Source organism: Streptomyces sp. Go-475, assembly GCF_003330845.1.
Classification (GTDB): domain Bacteria; phylum Actinomycetota; class Actinomycetes; order Streptomycetales; family Streptomycetaceae; genus Streptomyces.
The window spans coordinates 5146672-5166750 of the sequence record NZ_CP026121.1; the positions used below are offsets into that span (position 1 = coordinate 5146672).

Here is a 20079-nt window from a genome sequence, read left to right on the forward strand (position 1 = left end):
CATGCTGATCCCCCGTAGGGTCAAGCACCGCAAGCAGCACCACCCCAAGCGCAACGGCATGTCCAAGGGTGGCACGCAGGTTGCGTTCGGCGAGTACGGCATCCAGGCGCTGACCCCGGCGTACGTGACGAACCGCCAGATCGAGGCCGCTCGTATCGCGATGACCCGTCACATCAAGCGTGGCGGCAAGGTCTGGATCAACATCTACCCGGACCGCCCCCTCACCAAGAAGCCGGCCGAGACCCGCATGGGTTCCGGTAAGGGTTCGCCGGAGTGGTGGGTGGCCAACGTCAAGCCCGGACGCGTGATGTTCGAGCTGTCGTACCCCAACGAGAAGATCGCGCGCGAGGCCCTGACCCGTGCGGCTCACAAGCTGCCGATGAAGTGCAAGATCGTCAAGCGCGAGGCAGGTGAAGCGTGATGTCGGCCGGTACCAAGGCGTCGGAGCTGCGCGAGCTGGGCAACGAGGAGCTTCTGGCGAAGCTCCGCGAGGCCAAGGAAGAGCTGTTCAACCTCCGCTTCCAGGCGGCGACGGGCCAGCTCGAGAACCACGGTCGGCTCAAGGCCGTCCGCAAGGACATCGCGCGGATCTACACCCTGATGCGTGAGCGCGAGCTGGGCATCGAGACGGTGGAGAGCGCCTGATGAGCGAGAGCAACGTGACTGAAGAGACCAAGACGGACCGCGGTTTCCGCAAGACCCGTGAGGGTCTGGTCGTCAGCGACAAGATGGACAAGACCGTCGTCGTCGCCGTCGAGGACCGCGTCAAGCACGCGCTGTACGGCAAGGTCATCCGTCGTACGAACAAGCTCAAGGCCCACGACGAGCAGAACGCCGCGGGTGTCGGCGACCGCGTCCTCCTCATGGAGACCCGGCCGCTGTCCGCGACCAAGCGCTGGCGCGTCGTCGAGATCCTCGAGAAGGCCAAGTAATTCCTGCGGGGCAAACCCGCAGGTCAGTTCCGCCAGGCTCCGGGGGCCGCTCGGTGAGCGGCCCCCGGGGAACCGGCAGACGATCAGGAGATAGACGTGATCCAGCAGGAGTCGCGACTGCGTGTCGCCGACAACACGGGTGCGAAGGAGATCCTCTGCATCCGTGTGCTCGGCGGCTCCGGTCGCCGCTACGCGGGTATCGGTGACGTCATCGTCGCCACCGTCAAGGACGCGATCCCCGGTGGCAACGTGAAGAAGGGTGACGTCGTCAAGGCGGTCATCGTTCGCACCGTCAAGGAGCGCCGCCGTCCGGACGGCTCGTACATCCGCTTCGACGAGAACGCCGCCGTCATTCTGAAGAACGACGGCGACCCTCGTGGCACCCGTATCTTCGGCCCGGTGGGCCGTGAGCTGCGCGAGAAGAAGTTCATGAAGATCATCTCCCTCGCGCCGGAGGTGCTGTGAGCATGAAGATCAAGAAGGGCGACCTGGTCCAGGTCATCACCGGTAAGGACAAGGGCAAGCAGGGCAAGGTCATCGCGGCCTTCCCCCGCGAGGACCGTGTCCTGGTCGAGGGTGTCAACCGGGTCAAGAAGCACACCAAGGCCGGTCCGACGGCTCGCGGTTCGCAGGCCGGCGGCATCGTCACCACCGAGGCGCCGATCCACGTCTCCAACGTCCAGCTGGTCGTGGAGAAGGACGGCAAGAAGGTCGTGACCCGCGTCGGTTACCGCTTCGACGACGAAGGCAACAAGATCCGCGTTGCCAAGCGGACGGGTGAGGACATCTGATGACGACCACCACCACTCCGCGCCTGAAGCAGAAGTACCGCGAGGAGATCGCGGGCAAGCTGCGTGACGAGTTCAAGTACGAGAACGTCATGCAGATCCCCGGTCTCGTCAAGATCGTGGTCAACATGGGTGTGGGCGACGCCGCCCGCGACTCCAAGCTGATCGAGGGCGCCATCCGCGACCTCACCACGATCACCGGTCAGAAGCCGGCCGTCACCAAGGCCCGCAAGTCCATCGCGCAGTTCAAGCTGCGTGAGGGCCAGCCGATCGGTGCCCACGTCACGCTCCGTGGCGACCGCATGTGGGAGTTCCTGGACCGCACCCTGTCGCTGGCGCTCCCGCGCATCCGCGACTTCCGCGGTCTGTCCCCCAAGCAGTTCGACGGCCGTGGCAACTACACCTTCGGTCTCACGGAGCAGGTCATGTTCCACGAGATCGACCAGGACAAGATCGACCGCGTCCGGGGTATGGACATCACCGTGGTCACCACGGCGACCAACGACGCTGAGGGCCGCGCGCTCCTCCGTCACCTCGGCTTCCCCTTCAAGGAGGCGTGAGCGAGATGGCGAAGAAGGCTCTGATCGCGAAGGCTGCCCGCAAGCCCAAGTTCGGCGTGCGTGCGTACACCCGCTGCCAGCGCTGCGGTCGTCCGCACTCCGTGTACCGCAAGTTCGGCCTGTGCCGCGTGTGCCTTCGTGAGATGGCTCACCGTGGCGAGCTGCCGGGCGTGACCAAGAGCTCCTGGTAATCCCCCTAAAAAGGGATTCACAGGGCTCTCGGTAAGCATCTGGGGCGGCAGGACGTCCAACTCGCATGCCTTAGGCTTGTGGGGTTGGGCGTCTGCCGCCGCCCTTAAGACTTACTACGCCGTAGGTCCACCGCGCCGCACCCGTCCCGTCTCGGATCGGGGAGAGGGATGGCGCACCAGGAAACCCCGGCGAGAGAGGCCGAAGGCCAATTCATGACCATGACTGATCCGATCGCAGACATGCTGACGCGTCTGCGGAACGCGAACTCGGCGTACCACGACTCCGTGGCGATGCCGCACTCGAAGATCAAGTCGCACATCGCGGAGATCCTCCAGCAGGAGGGCTTCATCACGGGCTGGAAGGTCGAGGACGCCGAGGTCGGCAAGAACCTCGTCCTGGAGCTGAAGTTCGGCCCCAACCGTGAGCGCTCCATCGCGGGCATCAAGCGGATCTCCAAGCCCGGTCTCCGGGTGTACGCGAAGTCCACCAACCTGCCGAAGGTTCTCGGCGGCCTGGGCGTGGCCATCATCTCCACGTCCCACGGTCTCCTGACCGACAAGCAGGCGCAGAAGAAGGGCGTGGGTGGGGAAGTCCTCGCCTACGTCTGGTAATTCGGGAACGGAGGAGAGACACAATGTCGCGTATCGGCAAGCTCCCCATCCCGGTTCCCGCCGGCGTGGACGTCACCATCGACGGCCGTACGGTCTCGGTCAAGGGCCCCAAGGGCGAACTGACCCACACCGTTGTCGCGCCGATCGACATCGCTAAGGGCGAGGACGGCACCCTCCAGGTGCTCCGCCCGAACGACGAGCGGCAGAGCAAGGCCCTGCACGGCCTGTCCCGCACGCTGGTGGCGAACATGATCACCGGTGTGACCACGGGATACGTCAAGAAGCTCGAAATCAGCGGTGTCGGTTACCGCGTCGTGGCGAAGGGCTCCAACCTGGAGTTCTCCCTCGGCTACAGCCACCCGATCCTGGTCGAGGCCCCCGAGGGCATCACCTTCAAGGTGGAGACCCCGACCCGTTTCTCGGTCGAGGGCATCGACAAGCAGAAGGTCGGCGAGGTTGCGGCCAACATCCGCAAGCTGCGCAAGCCCGACCCGTACAAGGCCAAGGGCGTCAAGTACGAGGGCGAAGTCATCCGCCGCAAGGTCGGAAAGGCGGGTAAGTAAGCCATGGCATACGGGCAGAAGATCCTGAAGGGCGACGCCTACAAGCGCGCCGCGATCAAGCGCCGTCACATCCGGATCCGCAAGCGGATCAACGGTACGGCGGAGCGTCCCCGTCTGGTCGTGACCCGCTCCAACCGCCACATCGTGGCGCAGGTGATCGACGACCTGAAGGGCCACACCCTGGCGTCGGCGTCCACCCTGGACGCGTCGATCCGCGGTGGCGAGGGCGACAAGTCCGCGCAGGCCAAGCAGGTCGGTGCCCTGGTCGCCGAGCGCGCCAAGGCCGCCGGTGTCGAGGCCGTCGTTTTCGACCGTGGTGGCAACCAGTACGCCGGGCGCATCGCCGCCCTGGCAGACGCCGCCCGCGAAGCCGGACTCAAGTTCTGAGTCGGTTCCGTAGCTAGCGGAGACAGAGAGAGGTAATTCCAATGGCTGGACCCCAGCGCCGCGGTGGCGGTGCCGGTGGCGGCGAGCGGCGGGACCGGAAGGGCCGTGACGGCGGCGCAGCTGCCGCCGAGAAGACCGCGTACGTTGAGCGCGTCGTCGCGATCAACCGCGTCGCCAAGGTTGTGAAGGGTGGTCGTCGCTTCAGCTTCACCGCGCTGGTCGTGGTGGGCGACGGTGACGGCACCGTGGGTGTCGGATACGGCAAGGCCAAGGAGGTGCCGGCCGCCATCGCCAAGGGCGTTGAGGAGGCCAAGAAGCACTTCTTCAAGGTCCCCCGCATCCAGGGCACCATCCCGCACCCCATCCAGGGTGAGAAGGCTGCCGGCGTCGTGCTGCTCAAGCCCGCGTCCCCGGGTACCGGTGTTATCGCCGGTGGTCCGGTGCGTGCCGTGCTCGAGTGCGCCGGTATCCACGACGTGCTGTCGAAGTCGCTCGGCTCCGACAACGCGATCAACATCGTGCACGCGACCGTGGAGGCCCTGAAGGGCCTGCAGCGTCCCGAGGAGATCGCGGCCCGCCGCGGTCTGCCGCTGGAGGACGTCGCCCCCGCGGCTCTGCTGCGCGCTCGTGCCGGGGCGGGTGTGTGATCATGGCGCAGCTCAAGATCACGCAGGTCAAGTCCTACATCGGCAGCAAGCAGAACCACCGTGACACCCTGCGTTCCCTTGGTCTCAAGGGGATCAACACGCAGGTCGTCAAGGAGGACCGCCCCGAGTTCCGCGGCATGGTGCACACCGTCCGCCACCTCGTGACGGTCGAGGAGGTCGACTGATCATGGCGGAGAACAACCCGCTCAAGATCCACAACCTCCGTCCCGCCCCGGGCGCCAAGACCGCCAAGACCCGTGTCGGTCGTGGTGAGGCGTCGAAGGGTAAGACGGCCGGTCGTGGTACCAAGGGCACGAAGGCCCGTTACCAGGTTCCGGAGCGCTTCGAGGGTGGCCAGATGCCCCTCCACATGCGTCTCCCGAAGCTGAAGGGCTTCAAGAACCCGTTCAAGACCGAGTACCAGGTCGTGAACCTGGACAAGCTCGCCTCCCTCTACCCCGAGGGCGGGGAGGTCACGGTCGAGGACCTGGTCGCCAAGGGTGCCGTTCGCAAGAACAGCCTCGTCAAGGTGCTCGGCCAGGGCGAGGTCTCCGTGGCGCTGCAGGTGACGGTCGACGCCGTCTCCGGCTCCGCCAAGGAGAAGATCACCGCCGCCGGCGGTTCCGTCACCGAGCTCGTCTGAACACCACAGGCGTCTCGATGACCTGAGCGATCCCGACCGGGGATACTCCACAAATGGGGTATCCCCGGTTGGTCGTTCCTAGGGCGGCAGTCTCGCCGGTAAGGTGGCCTGCACTGCCCACTTTTCACTGGGTGCTTCACTTCGGGCACTCACAGCGGCAGTTGACCGTTACCTATTCGTCGAACCTCAAGACCGTCACCCTTGACGCAGTTGCGCGGGGGTCGCAGGAGGCACCGTGCTCACCGCGTTCGCCCGGGCGTTCAAGACGCCCGACCTGCGCAAGAAGCTGCTCTTCACGCTCGGCATCATCGTGATCTACCGGATCGGTACGCACATTCCGATCCCCGGCGTCGACTACAGGGCCGTCCAGGTCTGCGTGGACCAGGCGAATGCCACCTCGGGCATCTTCGGCCTGATCAACATGTTCAGTGGCGGCGCGCTGCTGCAGATCACGATCTTCGCGCTCGGCATCATGCCGTACATCACGGCGAGCATCATCCTTCAGCTGCTGACCGTGGTGATCCCGCGTCTGGAAGCTCTCAAGAAGGAGGGGCAGTCCGGCACGGCGAAGATCACGCAGTACACGCGGTATCTGACCGTGGCGCTCGCCATCCTCCAGGGCACCGGCCTCGTCGCCACCGCCCGCAGCGGCGCCCTCTTCCAGGGCTGCCCGGTGGCCAGCCAGATCGTCCCCGACCAGTCGATCTTCGTCACGGTCACCATGGTCATCACCATGACCGCCGGTACGGCGACCGTGATGTGGCTCGGTGAGCTCATCACCGACCGCGGCATCGGCAACGGCATGTCCATCCTGATGTTCATCTCGATCGCCGCGACCTTCCCGTCCGGCCTGTGGGCCATCAAGACGCAGGGCACCCTGGCCGGCGGCTGGATCGAGTTCGGCATCGTGTGTGTCATCGGCCTGGTGATGATCGGCCTCGTCGTCTTCGTCGAGCAGGCCCAGCGGCGCATTCCGGTGCAGTACGCGAAGCGCATGATCGGCCGGAGGTCCTACGGCGGCACGTCGACGTACATTCCGCTGAAGGTCAACCAGGCCGGCATCATCCCTGTGATCTTTGCCTCGTCGCTGCTCTACATCCCGGCACTGATCGCGCAGTTCGCCGGCGGCAGCGCCGACTGGAAGACCTGGATCGAACAGAACCTCGCGAAGCCGAATGCTCCGGCGCACATCACCCTCTACTTCCTCCTGATCGTCTTCTTCGCCTTCTTCTACGTGGCCATCTCGTTCAACCCCGAGGAAGTCGCGGACAACATGAAGAAGTATGGTGGCTTCATCCCGGGCATCCGGGCTGGCCGACCGACCGCTGAGTACCTGTCGTACGTGCTCAACCGGATCACCTGGCCGGGTTCGCTGTATCTGGGGTTGATCGCTCTCGTCCCGACGATGGCGTTGGCTGGTTTCGAGGCGGACCAGAACTTCCCGTTCGGCGGGACCAGCATCCTGATCATCGTGGGTGTCGGCCTCGAAACGGTGAAGCAGATCGAGAGCCAGCTCCAGCAGCGCAATTACGAAGGGTTCCTCCGCTGATGCGTATCGTCCTCGTCGGGCCGCCGGGTGCCGGTAAGGGAACGCAGGCTGCGTTCCTCGCCAAGAACCTGTCGATCCCGCACATCTCCACGGGCGACCTGTTCCGCGCGAACATCAGCCAGGGCACAGAGCTCGGGCTGCGTGCGAAGTCCTACATGGACGCGGGACAGCTGGTGCCCGACGAGGTCACCATCGGCATGGCGCGCGACCGTATGCAGCAGCCGGACGCGGCCGGGGGCTTCCTCCTCGACGGCTTCCCGCGGAACGTCGCCCAGGCGGAAGCGCTCGACGTGATGCTGCGTGAAGCGGACATGAAGATCGACGCGGTGCTGGACCTGGAGGTCCCCGAGGAGGAGGTCGTCAAGCGGATCGCCGGCCGGCGGATCTGCCGCAACGACTCGGCGCACGTCTTCCACGTCACGTACAACCCGCCTGCGGCGGAGGGTGTGTGCGACGTGTGCGGTGGTGGACTCTACCAGCGTGATGACGATCATGAGGACACGGTGCGCCGGCGGCTGGAGGTCTACCACACGCAGACCGAGCCGATCATCGACTACTACAAGGCCCAGGGTCTTGTGACCACGGTCTCCGCGATGGGGAAGGTGGCAGACGTCACGAAGCGGGCCATGTCGGCGCTTCCCGGTTCGTAACAGCTCGCACAGCAAGGCAGCGGCCCCCGCCGGGGGCCGCTGCCTTGCTTCTTGGGGACCCCGAAAGTGCTCTGCCGAGGAGGTACGGCCATCAAGCTCGAACAGGTGTCACGGTCCGACGATTCCGCCGAGCGGGAGCAGCCGTCGCTGCTCCGCCGCAGGAGCGGCAGCCTGGCGGTCGCCGCGGTCGTCGTGGTCGCCGCAGTCATCGGGGTGTCGTTGGCCCTGACGGGCGGTGATCAGGAAGGGCAGTCCGAGGTCTCGGACGTGGTGGCCCGTCCGGACCAGTCCCCGCCGCGCCAGCTGATAGCCGCAGGGCAGGTCGCCGTCTCGGCGTACTACACGACGAAGCTCGTGCAGCAGCCGGACGGGGACGCGGTGAACGGGCGGGAGTGGAGTCTGTACAACGCCGCGACCAAGCGGTACGAGAAGACCGACTGGGCCTGGCTCGATGTCGCTCCCGGGATGAAGACGGCCGCGGTGCTGGAGCGCGATCTGCCCGTGAACCGCATCGGCCTGCTGGATCTGTCCACGGGCGAGGTCCAGCGCTGGATCAAGGTCGACAAGAGCGTGGGCGGTGTGCAGTTCTCGCCGGACGGCAAGCGCCTGGTGGCGACGGCGTACAGCCACAACCCGGACGGCCTCTTCAAGGACGCGCCGGTGCGTGTGCAGGGCGCGTCGGAGGATGGCGACGGTCGGGAGATGCCGGGGCCGAAGCAGAGCCGTACCGGCTTCTACGTGATCGACGTCGACTCAGGCCAGGCGCGGTTCAGTGAACGGCCGGCCAAGAAGGACAGTCTTGCGGCCATGGCCGGCACCGGGCGTCAGGACTTCAGCTGGAGCCGTGACGGCGAGATGCTGTGGGAGCAGCGGCTCGACCAGCCGGGCCGGAACTACTACGACGTGAACGGCAGGCTGAAGTCGCTTCCGCGGCAGAAGACCGATCTGATCTTTCCGCCGGTGACTGCGTCCCCGGACGGAAAGCTCGTGACGGGCGGCTTCGCGGGGGGCAAGGACGGCCAGATCGTCTCCGCGGTCCTGGACGCGAAGACCGGCAAGCAGAGCGCGGTCGTACCCGGGCAGCAGCTTCTCGCGTGGGCGGACAACACCCACCTCATCGCCTGGCGGTGTGACCCCAGCCAGTGCCAGCCCGGCAAGGGCGAGTTCCGCAACCAGCTGGTCCTGGTCGGCCTGGACAGCGACAAGGTGACACCGCTCTCGGGCTTCCGTAAGGCCCAGGTCGAATACGCCGGCCGCTGGAACCCGGTCTTCACCAAGCGCTGACCGGTCGCACCAAAAACTCCGGCCGGTGCAGACGAATCGATTCGTCTGCACCGGCCGGAGCTACGAGGTCACCGTAGAGGCCTCAGAACCTCTCGGTGCGGAATCGGGCCTACTCGTCGAAGTACCAGTTCGAGCGGACGCAGGAGCCGGTGCCGTTCCAGCAGATGGCCAGACCGTGCGAGATGTTGCCTATCATGTCGTAGCCGTTGTCGGACCGGTCGCAGCCGGCGTCTCCGCCGTCGTCTTCCTTGATGACCCACACCAGGCCGGTGCCGGAGCTGTTGAGCCGCTCCAGGTAGCCCGTGACGCCGTGGCCGTCGGCCAGCTTGTCGCAGACCGTGATGTCGTCACCGTCGTCGTTGAAGGTCACCGTGCCCCGGTTGCTGTACCAGAGGGGCCCCTCGTCGTCGGCCATGGCGGGCGAGGCCGCGGTGAGACCGACCAGAGCGGCGGCGGCACCGGCCACGGCCAGGCGGGACAGAGCTGTCTTGATCACTTGAACCCCCGTTTTTGGGGACCGTGTATCCGGTCCGAAGTGTGTGCGGCTGAGCGCTGGCACCCAGCAGCGCCAGGTGGCAACTGCGAGGCTAGAGTGGCTGGTTGGGTTCGTCAACGACTTTTGTTGCTGAGGGTGCAGGAGTGACTCGGCCACGGTGACCGTGGCGGGCCGACCGGAGGCCGGCCGCGCGAGGCCTGTCCCGGGTGGCCGTCACCCCGGCTTCGGCTCGCGTCGACGCGTATCGTGTAGGGGATAGACGTAACCCGCGGCAGGAGGCGGCAGCCCAGATGGTGCAGATCAAGAATCCCGAGCAGATTGCGAAGATGCGGGCTGCGGGGCTTGTCGTTGCCGCCATGCACAAAGCCTGCGCCGAGGCCGCGCAGCCCGGGGTGAGCACCAAGGAGCTGGACGAGATCGCCGCGAAGGTGCTGGCCGATCACGGGGCGAAGCCCAATTTTCTGGGGTACGGGGGCTTCCCCGGCAATATCTGCACGTCCGTGAATGACGTTGTGGTGCATGGCATTCCCGACCGGGAGACCGTGCTGCAGAACGGCGACATCATCTCCATCGATGCCGGGGCGATCGTGGACGGGTGGCACGGCGACGCGGCCATCACGGTCTTCGTGGGCTCCGGTCACACCCCGGAGCTGATCGAGCTCTCGCGGGTGACAGAGGAGTCGATGTGGGCCGGCATCGCGGCCATGAAGCAGGGCAACCGGCTGGTCGACATCTCCCGGGCCATCGAGACGTACATCCGCCGCCAGCCCAAGCCGGGCGGCGGCAAGTACGGGATCATCGAGGACTACGGCGGCCACGGCATCGGCACGGAGATGCACATGGACCCGCACCTGCTGAACTACGTCGACCGGCGGCGCGGCAAGGGGCCGAAGCTGGTGCCCGGGTTCTGCCTCGCGATCGAGCCGATGGTGTCGCTGGGGACGCCGAAGACGGAGGTCCTCCAGGACGACTGGACGGTCGTCACGACGGACGGTACGTGGTCGTCGCACTGGGAGCACTCCGTCGCTCTGACGGAGGAGGGGCCGCTGGTGCTGACGGCTCCCGACGGGGGGAAGGCGAAGCTCGCCGAGCTGGGGATCGTTGCCGCTCCGGATCCGCTGGGCTGAGTGGCGACTGCGGCTGCGGGCGGGTGGGGGTTCCTCGCGCAGTTCCCCGCGCCCCTGCCGGGGCGCTTGAAGCCCTGCGTCTCGGGGCAGACTCTCTCGATTCGTGTTTCCGAGGGGCCTGACGTAGACTGACTCGTCGGCTCTTGTGTATCCGCATGTCTGCATGCGGCCCGCACTGAGTCGATCAAGGTAGTCGATTCGAAGGGCGAAGCGTGGCCAAGAAGCAAGGTGCCATCGAGATCGAGGGCACTGTCGTCGAGTCTCTGCCGAACGCCATGTTCAAGGTCGAGCTCCAGAACGGCCACCAGGTCCTGGCACACATCAGCGGCAAGATGCGTATGCACTACATCCGCATCCTCCCTGACGACCGGGTCGTGGTGGAGCTGTCTCCGTACGACCTGACGCGTGGCCGGATCGTCTACCGCTACAAGTAGATCTTGCCCCGCATCCCGTTCCGGCGGGGTGGTGGCACTGACCCGGAGAACCTCAATCCCATGAAGGTCAAGCCGAGCGTCAAGAAGATCTGCGACAAGTGCAGGGTGATCCGCCGTCACGGCCGGGTCATGGTCATCTGCGAGAACCCGCGCCACAAGCAGCGCCAGGGCTGACGCACGACCGATCCCTCTGCATCCCTCGCAGAGTTTCGCGCGACGCAAGCTGAATATGTTCATACGCAGGATCCAGGCGAACGGCTGTTCGTCTGACACCCCCGGTTCGGAGGCCGGGGACCCAGTTCGTACCTGGTACGGCGGCTGGGAGTCGGTTCTGCGGAAGACCTCCGACAAGTAACTGGAGCCATTGAATGGCACGCGTTTCCGGTGTTGACATCCCGCGCGACAAGCGCGTGGAGATCGCCCTCACCTACGTGTTCGGCATCGGCCGGACCCTCTCCCAGCAGACGCTGGCCGCCACCGGTGTGGACCCGAACACCCGTGTTCGTGACCTCTCCGAGGAGCAGCTGGTCGCGATCCGCGAGTACGTCGACAACAACATCAAGACCGAGGGTGACCTCCGTCGCGAGATCCAGGCCGACATCCGCCGCAAGGTCGAGATCGGTACCTACCAGGGTCTGCGTCACCGTCGTGGTCTGCCCGTCCGCGGTCAGCGCACCAGCACCAACGCGCGTACCCGCAAGGGCCCGCGTCGCGCCATCGCCGGTAAGAAGAAGCCGGGCAAGAAGTAGTCCTCAGCGGACGCTCGTCAGCGGTCTTCGCTGCAGGACCGACCACCTCCCGTAGGAGTTATAGATGCCCCCCAAGGGTCGTCAGGGCGCTGCCAAGAAGGTGCGCCGCAAGGAAAAGAAGAACGTCGCTCACGGCCACGCGCACATCAAGAGCACGTTCAACAACACGATCGTCTCGATCACGGACCCGTCCGGCAACGTGATCTCCTGGGCCTCCGCCGGCCACGTCGGCTTCAAGGGTTCCCGGAAGTCCACGCCGTTCGCCGCGCAGATGGCCGCCGAGTCGGCTGCCCGCCGCGCCCAGGAGCACGGCATGCGCAAGGTCGACGTGTTCGTCAAGGGCCCGGGTTCCGGTCGTGAGACCGCGATCCGCTCCCTACAGGCCACGGGCCTCGAGGTCGGCTCCATCCAGGACGTCACCCCGACCCCGCACAACGGCTGCCGTCCGCCGAAGCGCCGTCGCGTCTGACGCATCGGCTCACGCGGTCGGCATCCTGCTGGGGGTGCGGGGGTCGCCCCCCGCAATGTCGCAGCACGGTTGCCGTCCGCCGAAGCGCCGTCGCGTCTGACGCGTCGCCTTCGGGTTCACGGTTTCGGGCGGTACGGCTCCGTAAAAGGGCCGTATCGCCCGTACCCTTGCAGTACCCGTCCCTTTCTGTCGGGGGCGGTTCAAGTCGGGCGTCAAATAGCGGGCGCCCCCGACTGAAGGATCTGATCCACACATGCTGATCGCTCAGCGTCCCTCGTTGACCGAAGAGGTCGTCGACGAGTTCCGCTCCCGGTTCGTGATCGAGCCGCTGGAGCCGGGCTTCGGCTACACCCTCGGCAACTCCCTGCGCCGGACCCTCCTCTCCTCGATCCCGGGTGCGGCGGTCACGTCCATCCGCATCGACGGCGTGCTGCACGAGTTCACCACCGTGCCGGGCGTCAAGGAGGACGTCACCGACCTGATCCTCAACATCAAGCAGCTGGTCGTGTCGTCCGAGCACGACGAGCCCGTGGTGATGTACCTGCGCAAGCAGGGCCCGGGTCTGGTCACCGCCGCCGACATCGCGCCCCCGGCCGGTGTCGAGGTGCACAACCCCGACCTCGTCCTCGCCACGCTCAACGGCAAGGGCAAGCTGGAGATGGAGCTGACGGTCGAGCGCGGCCGCGGTTACGTCTCCGCCGTGCAGAACAAGCAGGTCGGCCAGGAGATCGGCCGGATCCCGGTCGACTCGATCTACTCGCCGGTGCTCAAGGTCACGTACAAGGTCGAGGCCACGCGTGTCGAGCAGCGGACCGACTTCGACAAGCTGATCGTCGACGTCGAGACCAAGCAGGCCATGCGCCCGCGTGACGCCATGGCGTCGGCCGGTAAGACCCTGGTCGAGCTGTTCGGTCTCGCCCGCGAGCTGAACATCGACGCCGAGGGCATCGACATGGGTCCGTCCCCGACGGACGCCGCCCTCGCCGCCGATCTGGCGCTGCCGATCGAGGAGCTGGAGCTCACCGTTCGGTCGTACAACTGCCTCAAGCGTGAGGGCATCCACTCCGTGGGTGAGCTCGTGGCGCGGTCCGAGGCGGACCTGCTCGACATCCGCAACTTCGGTGCGAAGTCGATCGACGAGGTCAAGGCGAAGCTGGCCGGCATGGGCCTGGCCCTGAAGGACAGCCCGCCCGGATTCGACCCGACCGCCGCGGCTGACGCCTTCGGGGCCGATGACGACGCTGACGCCGGGTTCGTGGAGACCGAGCAGTACTGATTCGGCTGCCGGCCCGTTGTGGCTGGTCGCGCAGTTCCCCGCGCCCCTTACGGGGCGCGGTCCCTTCCGGAGTCGAAAAGAACCCCGGATCTCCGACAGGCGACCGCCTGCTCGGATACTGACCCCGGTACCTGATACGGCCGGGGCAGACACCTAGGAGAAACACCATGCCGAAGCCCACCAAGGGTGCCCGTATGGGCGGCAGCGCCGCGCACGAGAAGCTGATGCTCGCGAACCTCGCGAAGTCGCTGTTCGAGCACGGTCGTATCACCACCACCGAGGCGAAGGCGCGCAAGCTGCGTCCGTACGCCGAGCGTCTGGTCACCAAGGCGAAGAAGGGCGACCTTCACAACCGCCGTCAGGTGCTCCAGGTCATCACGGACAAGAGCGTCGTCCACACGCTCTTCACCGAGATCGGCCCGCGCTACGAGAACCGTCCGGGTGGCTACACCCGCATCACCAAGATCGGTAACCGCCGTGGCGACAACGCGCCCATGGCCGTCATCGAGCTGGTCGAGGGTCTGACGGTGGCGCAGGAGGCGACCGGCGAGGCCGAGGCCGCGACGAAGCGCGCGGTCAAGGAAGACGCCCTCAAGAAGGACGAGGCCGTCGAGGCCAAGGCTGACGAGGACGCCGAGGCTCCCGCCGAGGAGTCGAAGGACGCCTGAGCGTCTGCCGGGAATTGTTCGTCGGCGGCTGCGGCAGCGTCGTGGTTGTTCGCGCAGTTCCCCGCGCCCCTTCAAGGGCGTTGGCGGGTCCGTTCCCTTCCGGGGGCGGGCCCGCCTTTGTGCTGGTGAGAGGATCCAGGGGTGAGTGAGGAAGCAACACCCGGCCACGTCCGGGTCCGTCTCGATCTGTCGTACGACGGGAGCGAGTTCTCCGGGTGGGCCAAGCAGGCCGGGGGGCGGCGGACCGTGCAGGGGGAGATCGAGGACGCCCTGCGGACCGTGACGCGCTCGCGGGAGACGTACGAGCTGACCGTGGCGGGGCGCACCGACGCCGGGGTGCACGCGCGGGGGCAGGTCGCGCACGTGGACCTGCCGCGTGAGGTGTGGGCCGAGCACCACCAGAAGCTTCTGAAGAGGCTCGCCGGGCGGCTGCCCCGGGACGTGCGGGTCTGGGCCCTCAGGGAGGCGCCCAGTGGCTTCAACGCCCGTTTCTCGGCGGTGTGGCGGCGGTACGCGTACCGGGTCACCGACAACCCCGGTGGCGTCGACCCGCTGCTGCGCAACCATGTGCTGTGGCACGACTGGCCCCTCGACGTGGACGCCATGAACGAGGCCGCCCGCGGGCTGCTGGGGGAGCACGACTTCGCCGCCTACTGCAAGAAGCGGGAGGGGGCCACCACCATCCGCACGCTGCAGGAACTGAGCCTGGTGCGCGGGGACGACGGGATCGTCACGGCCACCGTGCGGGCCGACGCCTTCTGCCACAACATGGTGCGCTCGCTCATCGGGGCGCTGCTGTTCGTGGGCGACGGGCACCGGCCCACCGACTGGCCCCGGAAGGTGCTCGACGCCGGCGTACGGGACTCCGCCGTGCACGTCGTACGGCCGCACGGCCTGACGCTGGAGGAGGTCGGCTACCCGGCCGACGAACTGCTCGCCGCGCGCAGCAAGGAGGCGCGGAACAAGCGGTCGCTGCCGTCGGCGGGGTGCTGCTGACGCCTCCCGGCCCGGCCGCGGTCGTCTACTGTTCGGCCGCGGCCGACGCCTGGGCCTCGCCGCGCAGGCGGATCCGGTCGAACGTGAACTGGACCAGGTCGTTGCCCGCCTTGAAGACCGCGGTGTCCCCGGGCGTCACATCCTTGCCGCTGGTGAAGCCGGCGTTGGTGAAGTAGGCGTAGCGGCCGTAGGAGTTGCCGGTCGTACGGCAGAACCCGGACTCGCAGAAGGGCTTCACGCCGCCGCCCGAGAGCGACTTGACGAAGCTCCTCTTGTTGGTCTGGCTCCTGGCCTTGGCGGCCTGGGCCTCGGTGTCGAAGACCGCCACGCCGACCGTCACGGCGATGCCGTCCTTGGAGTAGGTGGCACGTATCAGGCGGGTGCAGTCGTTCCCGGTCAGGGCTTTGGGGAGCGTGCCGCCGGCCGCCGAGGCGCAGTTCCTGGTGTCGGCGGTGGGGCCCTTCTTGTACACCGTCTCGCCCAAGGTCAGCTGGGTGCCGGGGAAGAGGGTCTCCGGGCTGAGCGGGGCCTTGTCCTTCTTCGCGCTGGAGATGAAGTCCTTCGGGTCCAGCGGGGGCGGGGCGCTGGTCGGGGCGAACGACGGGGCCGAGGCCGAGCCGCTCGGGATGGCCGCGGAGGGCAGGGAGGCAGGGTTGTTCGCCTGGTCGTCGCCGCCCGCCGAGACCACGGCCACGGCGACGGCGGCACCGATCGCGACGGTGGCGAGCGCGCCGCCGCCGACCAGCAGCAGCCGGCGTCGTTTGTTACGGGCCTCGGACGCCTCGGCGAGCGCGGCCCAGTCCGGAGACTGGCCGCCGCCGCCGCTGTTCCACGGCTGCTGCGACTGCGGTTTCCAGGGATCCCACTGGGACTGAGGTCCCCCCTGCCCAAAGCTCATGGGGCGCATCTTAGACGGGACATGGGGCGTGCTGGTCCGCCCCGAGCGACCGTGGAGCCCCTAGCGTTCCTCCCATGACAACGGGCAAAGGCGACATCTGCGGGTGGTTGGGGCGACTGTTGCCGGCCGTGGTGCTGCTGGTGTGCCTGCCGGCCTGGCTGCCGGCCGGACTCGGGGTGTGGCCGTCGGTGCTGCTCGGGGTGGTGCGGGCGTCCCGTCGTCCGCGCGGTGGCGCTTCCCTGCCGCGGTGGGGTGCCCGTGTGTGCGCCGACGTGGTGCTGTCGTCGGTGTTTCCGTGGGTGCGGCCGGTGCGGCGGCGGACGCTGCGGAGGGCCGTCACGGTGTGTGCCGCCCTGTGCCTGTCCGTGGTCGATCGCGGGCGATGATCCCGCGTTTTGACCCTTGTCGAACGCCCCGGTATTCTGCTTGTTCGTTGTGTATTGGCTTGCTCATTCTCACGGGACGGGCCCTTACACCGGTCCACCGGGCCGATGACCAGCGACCAGCACGCGGTTTGCGTCACCGCAGTGCGGTCAAGGCTGTCGTGATCGTTTCGGTGACCTGTTCAGGACCATTCACTCGAAGCGAAGGCTACGAACCGTGCGTACGTACAGCCCCAAGCCCGGCGATGTGACGCGCCAGTGGCACGTCATTGACGCTCAGGACGTCGTCCTGGGCCGTCTCGCCTCCACCGCAGCGACCCTTCTCCGGGGCAAGCACAAGCCGATCTACGCGCCGCACGTCGACGCTGGTGACTTCGTCATCATCATCAACGCCGACAAGGTGCACCTGTCCGGCAACAAGCGGACCCAGAAGATGGCGTACCGCCACTCCGGCTACCCGGGTGGTCTGCGCTCCGTCCGTTACGACGAGCTGCTCGACAAGAACCCCGAGAAGGCCATCGAGAAGGCCGTCAAGGGCATGCTCCCCAAGAACACTCTGGGCCGTCAGATGCTCTCGAAGCTGAAGGTCTACAAGGGTGACCAGCACCCGCACGGCGCGCAGCAGCCGCAGCCGTACGAGATCACCCAGGTCGCGCAGTAAGTCCGGCCACCCCCTAAGACTGAAGAGAATCTGAGGAGAATCGTGGCCGAGACCACTGCCGAGCAGCCGCTCGAAGAGCTTGACATCGACAGCTACACCACCGAGTCCGAGGTCCCCGTCGAGGGCGAGTACACCTCGGAGTCCATGGCGTCCCGCTTCGGCGAGCCCCAGCCGGCCGCCGGCCTGGGCCGTCGCAAGAACGCCATCGCCCGCGTCCGGATCGTCCCGGGCACCGGCAAGTGGAAGATCAACGGTCGCACCCTCGAGGACTACTTCCCGAACAAGGTGCACCAGCAGGAAGTCAACGAGCCCTTCAAGGTGCTGGAGCTCGAGGGCCGCTACGACGTCATCGCCCGCATCGCCGGTGGCGGTGTCTCCGGTCAGGCCGGTGCGCTCCGTCTCGGTGTCGCCCGCGCGCTGAACGAGGCCGACGTCGACAACAACCGCGGTCCGCTGAAGAAGGCCGGCTTCCTCCGCCGCGACGACCGTGCGGTCGAGCGCAAGAAGGCCGGTCTGAAGAAGGCCCGCAAGGCTCCGCAGTACAGCAAGCGCTAAACACGTCGCCTGTCCTGGCGACTGGCTTCGCAACGATCGCCCCGGCGGCACGGACTGTGCTGCCGGGGCGGTTCGTTTACACAACCCCGACCGCTCCCGGACAGTCTCAGGGATGTACTCGGGGATGTGAGCCGCATTCTCTTCAGCAATTCGGAGGACAGCACAGTGGGACGACTCTTCGGCACGGACGGCGTGCGCGGTGTCGCCAACGCGGATCTGACGGCGGAGATGGCGCTGGGCCTCTCCGTGGCCGCGGCGCACGTACTGGCCGAGGCGGGCACGTTCGAGGGGCACCGGCCGACGGCGGTCGTCGGGCGTGACCCGCGCGCGTCCGGGGAGTTCCTGGAGGCCGCCGTGGTCGCGGGCCTCGCCAGCGCCGGTGTGGACGTCCTGCGGGTCGGCGTGCTGCCGACGCCGGCGGTGGCGTACCTGACCGGGTCGCTCGGCGCCGACCTCGGGGTGATGCTCTCCGCGAGCCACAACGCCATGCCCGACAACGGCATCAAGTTCTTCGCGCGGGGCGGGCACAAGCTCGCCGACGAGCTGGAGGACCGGATCGAGTCCGTCTACGAGGAGCACCGCACCGGTGCCCCGTGGGACCGGCCGACCGGGGCCGGGGTGGGCCGCGTGCGGGAGTACGAGGAGGGCTTCGAGCGCTACGTCGCGCATCTGCTGAGCGTCCTGCCGAACCGGCTCGACGGGCTGAAGATCGTCCTGGACGAGGCGCACGGCGCCGCCGCCCGGGTCTCGCCCGAGGCGTTCCAGCGGGCCGGTGCCGAGGTCGTCACGATCGGGGCCGAGCCGGACGGGCTCAACATCAACGACGGGTGCGGCTCGACCCACCTGGACCTGCTCAAGGCCGCCGTCGTCGAGCACGGGGCCGACCTCGGCATCGCGCACGACGGCGACGCCGACCGGTGCCTCGCCGTGGACCACACCGGCGAGGAGGTGGACGGGGACCAGATCCTCGCCGTGCTCGCCCTGGCGATGCGGGAGCAGTCCGCGCTGCGGTCCGACACGGTCGTGGCGACCGTGATGTCCAACCTGGGCTTCAAGCTGGCCATGGAGCGCGAGGGCATCCGGCTGGTGCAGACCGCCGTGGGCGACCGGTACGTGCTCGAGGAGATGAAGGAGCACGGGTTCGCGCTCGGGGGCGAGCAGTCCGGGCACGTGATCGTCCTCGACCACGCGACGACCGGCGACGGGACGCTGACCGGGCTGATGCTGGCGGCGCGGGTCGCCGGGAGCGGGCGTCCGCTGCGGGAGCTGGCCTCCGTCATGGAGCGGCTGCCGCAGGTGCTGATCAATGTGCGGGACGTGGACAAGTCCCGGGTGGGGACGTCCGCGGAGCTGGCGGCGGCGGTCGCGGACGCGGAGCGGGAGCTCGGGTCGACCGGGCGGGTGTTGCTGCGGTCCTCCGGGACCGAGCCGTTGGTTCGGGTGATGGTCGAGGCGGCGGATATCGAGCAGGCTCGGTCGGTGGCGGGGCGGCTGGCCGATGTGGTGAAGTCCGCGCTGGGTTAGCCGGCCGTTCCGGGTTCGGGGCGGGGGCTGCGGGTGTCTGCGGGCTGCCGGTGGTGTGTGGCTTGTCGCGCGGTTCCCCGCGCCCCTGTCGGCGATGCCCCTCAGGGTGTGGCTTTGCGCTGCCTGGCCCAGAGCCACTTCTGGATGGCGAGTGTCGCCGTGCCCGCGAGGATGATGCCCAGCAGGTTGAGCAGGAGCTGTTCCGTCGAACCCCAGGTCTGCTTCATGTCGCCGTAGCTGAGGGCCACCGCCGCGTTGGCGGCGGCCGGGACCGTGGTCACCGAGATCGCGACGCCGACGAGGGCGCCGGACTTGGCGGAGGTCAGGGAGAGCGTGCCCGCGGCGCCGGCGAGGATCGCCACGACGAAGGAGAACCAGTCGGGGGCGTAGATGAAGCCGGTGTTGGGGCGGTCGCTCTCCAGCTTCCCCTCGCTGAACAGGTTCACCGCGTCCATGAAGTGGCTGAAGCCGACCGTCACCGCCATCGCCACGGCGAAGCCCACCAGCAGGGCGGTCAGCGAGCGCAGCGCCAGGCGGGGCGCGCGCTGCACCACCGCTGTGCAGATGCCCGCGAGCGGGCCGAACTCCGGGCCCACCGCCATCGCGCCCACGATCAGGATGGCGTTGTCCAGCAACACACCGCAGGCCGCGATCATGGTGGCCAGTGTGAGGAACGCCAGGTAGGTGACCGACAGCGTCGATTCTTCGTGGGTGGCGTCGGTCAGGTGCTCCCACAGCACCGCGTCCGCGCCCTCGCCCGGTGCGTCGGCCTCCGCCCTGTCGGCCCGCTTCGACAGCGACAGGTCGATGTTCTCGACGGAGATCGAGCCGCAGTCCTCCAGGTCCAGTTCCCGCAGCCGGCCGAGGAGTTCGTCTCCCGCCTCCCGGGCCACGTCGCACATCACGACGTCGCCGGCGGGGTCGCGGGCCGCGCCCGGCAGCACGACGAGATGCGTGGTACCGACCGTCCCCTCGATCAGACGGACCACGTCTCCGGTTTTCTCGGACGGCGTGATCAGGCGCAGATGCAGCATGGC

The 20079-nt window shown here is 67.5% G+C and carries 31 protein-coding genes; 28 read left to right on the forward strand and 3 right to left on the reverse strand.

The genetic code is table 11. The annotated features are described in order from the left end of the window. The first annotated feature begins 1 nt into the window (after nucleotide 1). The 16 genes from rplP (at nucleotide 2) to C1703_RS23910 (ending at nucleotide 8806) form a co-directional block, all read left to right on the forward strand. Nucleotides 2-421, forward strand: coding sequence for a 50S ribosomal protein L16 (rplP, locus tag C1703_RS23830; protein WP_004984526.1), 420 nt, complete (start codon nucleotides 2-4; stop codon nucleotides 419-421). Then, the gene (gene rpmC, locus C1703_RS23835; protein ID WP_003974259.1) at nucleotides 421-645 is read left to right on the forward strand and encodes a 50S ribosomal protein L29; all 225 of its coding nucleotides are present in this window, start codon (nucleotides 421-423) and stop codon (nucleotides 643-645) included. Before rplP ends, rpmC begins: the two co-directional genes overlap by 1 nt. Next, a complete protein-coding gene (rpsQ, locus tag C1703_RS23840; protein WP_010036717.1) occupies nucleotides 645-932 on the forward strand; it encodes a 30S ribosomal protein S17 in 288 nt (95 codons plus the stop codon). Before rpmC ends, rpsQ begins: the two co-directional genes overlap by 1 nt. A gap of 96 nt (nucleotides 933-1028) precedes the next feature. Further along, entirely contained in the window at nucleotides 1029-1397 is a 369-nt protein-coding gene (gene rplN / locus C1703_RS23845) for a 50S ribosomal protein L14 (RefSeq protein WP_003998823.1), read from the forward strand. 2 nt (nucleotides 1398-1399) lie between these two features. Further along, nucleotides 1400-1723 (forward strand): 50S ribosomal protein L24, encoded by a 324-nt coding sequence (gene rplX, locus C1703_RS23850; protein WP_010036713.1) that lies wholly within the window; start codon nucleotides 1400-1402, stop codon nucleotides 1721-1723. Beyond that, a complete protein-coding gene (gene rplE / locus C1703_RS23855; RefSeq protein WP_114254780.1) occupies nucleotides 1723-2280 on the forward strand; it encodes a 50S ribosomal protein L5 in 558 nt (185 codons plus the stop codon). The genes rplX and rplE overlap by 1 nt, the downstream gene beginning before the upstream one ends. A gap of 5 nt (nucleotides 2281-2285) precedes the next feature. After that, nucleotides 2286-2471, forward strand: a complete 186-nt coding sequence (locus C1703_RS23860) for a type Z 30S ribosomal protein S14 (protein ID WP_003956452.1) — start codon at nucleotides 2286-2288, stop codon at nucleotides 2469-2471. Between the two features lie 213 nt (nucleotides 2472-2684). After that, on the forward strand, nucleotides 2685-3083 hold the full coding sequence (gene rpsH / locus C1703_RS23870; RefSeq protein ID WP_003992367.1) for a 30S ribosomal protein S8: 399 nt from the start codon (nucleotides 2685-2687) through the stop codon (nucleotides 3081-3083). A 23-nt stretch (nucleotides 3084-3106) separates the two neighbouring features. Then, nucleotides 3107-3646, forward strand: coding sequence for a 50S ribosomal protein L6 (rplF, locus tag C1703_RS23875; protein WP_114254781.1), 540 nt, complete (start codon nucleotides 3107-3109; stop codon nucleotides 3644-3646). Nucleotides 3647-3649: 3 nt separating this feature from the next. Then, on the forward strand, nucleotides 3650-4033 hold the full coding sequence (gene rplR, locus C1703_RS23880; RefSeq protein WP_031118787.1) for a 50S ribosomal protein L18: 384 nt from the start codon (nucleotides 3650-3652) through the stop codon (nucleotides 4031-4033). Between the two features lie 41 nt (nucleotides 4034-4074). After that, nucleotides 4075-4680 (forward strand): 30S ribosomal protein S5, encoded by a 606-nt coding sequence (gene rpsE, locus C1703_RS23885; RefSeq protein WP_004984517.1) that lies wholly within the window; start codon nucleotides 4075-4077, stop codon nucleotides 4678-4680. Nucleotides 4681-4682: 2 nt separating this feature from the next. Next, a complete protein-coding gene (gene rpmD, locus C1703_RS23890) occupies nucleotides 4683-4865 on the forward strand; it encodes a 50S ribosomal protein L30 (protein ID WP_003974250.1) in 183 nt (60 codons plus the stop codon). Nucleotides 4866-4867: 2 nt separating this feature from the next. Beyond that, nucleotides 4868-5323: a 50S ribosomal protein L15 gene (gene rplO, locus C1703_RS23895; RefSeq protein WP_114254782.1), complete on the forward strand. Its 456-nt coding sequence runs from the start codon at nucleotides 4868-4870 to the stop codon at nucleotides 5321-5323. Between the two features lie 235 nt (nucleotides 5324-5558). Further along, complete coding sequence (secY, locus tag C1703_RS23900) at nucleotides 5559-6872, forward strand: preprotein translocase subunit SecY (protein WP_114254783.1); 1314 nt, start codon at nucleotides 5559-5561, stop codon at nucleotides 6870-6872. Further along, a complete protein-coding gene (locus tag C1703_RS23905; protein ID WP_114254784.1) occupies nucleotides 6872-7522 on the forward strand; it encodes an adenylate kinase in 651 nt (216 codons plus the stop codon). Before secY ends, C1703_RS23905 begins: the two co-directional genes overlap by 1 nt. A 105-nt stretch (nucleotides 7523-7627) precedes the next feature. Continuing rightward, nucleotides 7628-8806 carry a hypothetical protein gene (locus tag C1703_RS23910; protein WP_232840571.1) on the forward strand — a complete coding sequence of 393 codons (1179 nt, stop codon included), beginning with the start codon at nucleotides 7628-7630 and terminating at the stop codon, nucleotides 8804-8806. Nucleotides 8807-8915: 109 nt separating this feature from the next. Here C1703_RS23910 and C1703_RS23915 read toward each other — a convergent pair whose 3' ends face one another. Continuing rightward, on the reverse strand, nucleotides 8916-9302 hold the full coding sequence (locus C1703_RS23915) for a hypothetical protein (protein ID WP_114254786.1): 387 nt from the start codon (nucleotides 9300-9302) through the stop codon (nucleotides 8916-8918). 290 nt (nucleotides 9303-9592) lie between these two features. On the opposite strand from C1703_RS23915, the gene map reads away from it, so the two are divergent. From map to truA, 8 genes are all read left to right on the forward strand, one after another. Then, a complete protein-coding gene (gene map / locus C1703_RS23920; RefSeq protein ID WP_114254787.1) occupies nucleotides 9593-10429 on the forward strand; it encodes a type I methionyl aminopeptidase in 837 nt (278 codons plus the stop codon). Nucleotides 10430-10641: 212 nt separating this feature from the next. After that, nucleotides 10642-10863 carry a translation initiation factor IF-1 gene (gene infA, locus C1703_RS23925; protein ID WP_003948620.1) on the forward strand — a complete coding sequence of 74 codons (222 nt, stop codon included), beginning with the start codon at nucleotides 10642-10644 and terminating at the stop codon, nucleotides 10861-10863. Between the two features lie 60 nt (nucleotides 10864-10923). Next, entirely contained in the window at nucleotides 10924-11037 is a 114-nt protein-coding gene (gene rpmJ, locus C1703_RS23930) for a 50S ribosomal protein L36 (RefSeq protein WP_003998809.1), read from the forward strand. 194 nt (nucleotides 11038-11231) lie between these two features. Beyond that, complete coding sequence (gene rpsM / locus C1703_RS23935; RefSeq protein ID WP_010036675.1) at nucleotides 11232-11612, forward strand: 30S ribosomal protein S13; 381 nt, start codon at nucleotides 11232-11234, stop codon at nucleotides 11610-11612. Nucleotides 11613-11676: 64 nt separating this feature from the next. Continuing rightward, on the forward strand, nucleotides 11677-12081 hold the full coding sequence (gene rpsK / locus C1703_RS23940; RefSeq protein ID WP_003956432.1) for a 30S ribosomal protein S11: 405 nt from the start codon (nucleotides 11677-11679) through the stop codon (nucleotides 12079-12081). A 253-nt stretch (nucleotides 12082-12334) separates the two neighbouring features. Then, entirely contained in the window at nucleotides 12335-13357 is a 1023-nt protein-coding gene (locus C1703_RS23945) for a DNA-directed RNA polymerase subunit alpha (protein ID WP_003966937.1), read from the forward strand. A gap of 167 nt (nucleotides 13358-13524) precedes the next feature. Further along, a complete protein-coding gene (rplQ, locus tag C1703_RS23950; RefSeq protein ID WP_114254788.1) occupies nucleotides 13525-14025 on the forward strand; it encodes a 50S ribosomal protein L17 in 501 nt (166 codons plus the stop codon). 141 nt (nucleotides 14026-14166) lie between these two features. Next, nucleotides 14167-15021: a tRNA pseudouridine(38-40) synthase TruA gene (truA, locus tag C1703_RS23955; RefSeq protein ID WP_114254789.1), complete on the forward strand. Its 855-nt coding sequence runs from the start codon at nucleotides 14167-14169 to the stop codon at nucleotides 15019-15021. Between the two features lie 25 nt (nucleotides 15022-15046). Here truA and C1703_RS23960 read toward each other — a convergent pair whose 3' ends face one another. Further along, entirely contained in the window at nucleotides 15047-15919 is an 873-nt protein-coding gene (locus C1703_RS23960) for a hypothetical protein (protein WP_114254790.1), read from the reverse strand. Between the two features lie 74 nt (nucleotides 15920-15993). On the opposite strand from C1703_RS23960, the gene C1703_RS23965 reads away from it, so the two are divergent. From C1703_RS23965 to glmM, 4 genes are all read left to right on the forward strand, one after another. After that, nucleotides 15994-16305 (forward strand): hypothetical protein, encoded by a 312-nt coding sequence (locus C1703_RS23965; RefSeq protein ID WP_114254791.1) that lies wholly within the window; start codon nucleotides 15994-15996, stop codon nucleotides 16303-16305. 214 nt (nucleotides 16306-16519) lie between these two features. Then, nucleotides 16520-16963 carry a 50S ribosomal protein L13 gene (rplM, locus tag C1703_RS23970; RefSeq protein WP_019754543.1) on the forward strand — a complete coding sequence of 148 codons (444 nt, stop codon included), beginning with the start codon at nucleotides 16520-16522 and terminating at the stop codon, nucleotides 16961-16963. Nucleotides 16964-17005: 42 nt separating this feature from the next. Next, nucleotides 17006-17518: a 30S ribosomal protein S9 gene (gene rpsI, locus C1703_RS23975; RefSeq protein ID WP_019526966.1), complete on the forward strand. Its 513-nt coding sequence runs from the start codon at nucleotides 17006-17008 to the stop codon at nucleotides 17516-17518. A gap of 165 nt (nucleotides 17519-17683) precedes the next feature. Then, nucleotides 17684-19042 (forward strand): phosphoglucosamine mutase, encoded by a 1359-nt coding sequence (gene glmM / locus C1703_RS23980; protein ID WP_114254792.1) that lies wholly within the window; start codon nucleotides 17684-17686, stop codon nucleotides 19040-19042. A gap of 101 nt (nucleotides 19043-19143) precedes the next feature. Here the strand turns inward: glmM and C1703_RS23985 are convergent, their stop codons facing one another. Beyond that, nucleotides 19144-20076 (reverse strand): DUF389 domain-containing protein, encoded by a 933-nt coding sequence (locus C1703_RS23985; protein ID WP_114254793.1) that lies wholly within the window; start codon nucleotides 20074-20076, stop codon nucleotides 19144-19146. Nucleotides 20077-20079 lie beyond the last annotated feature (3 nt).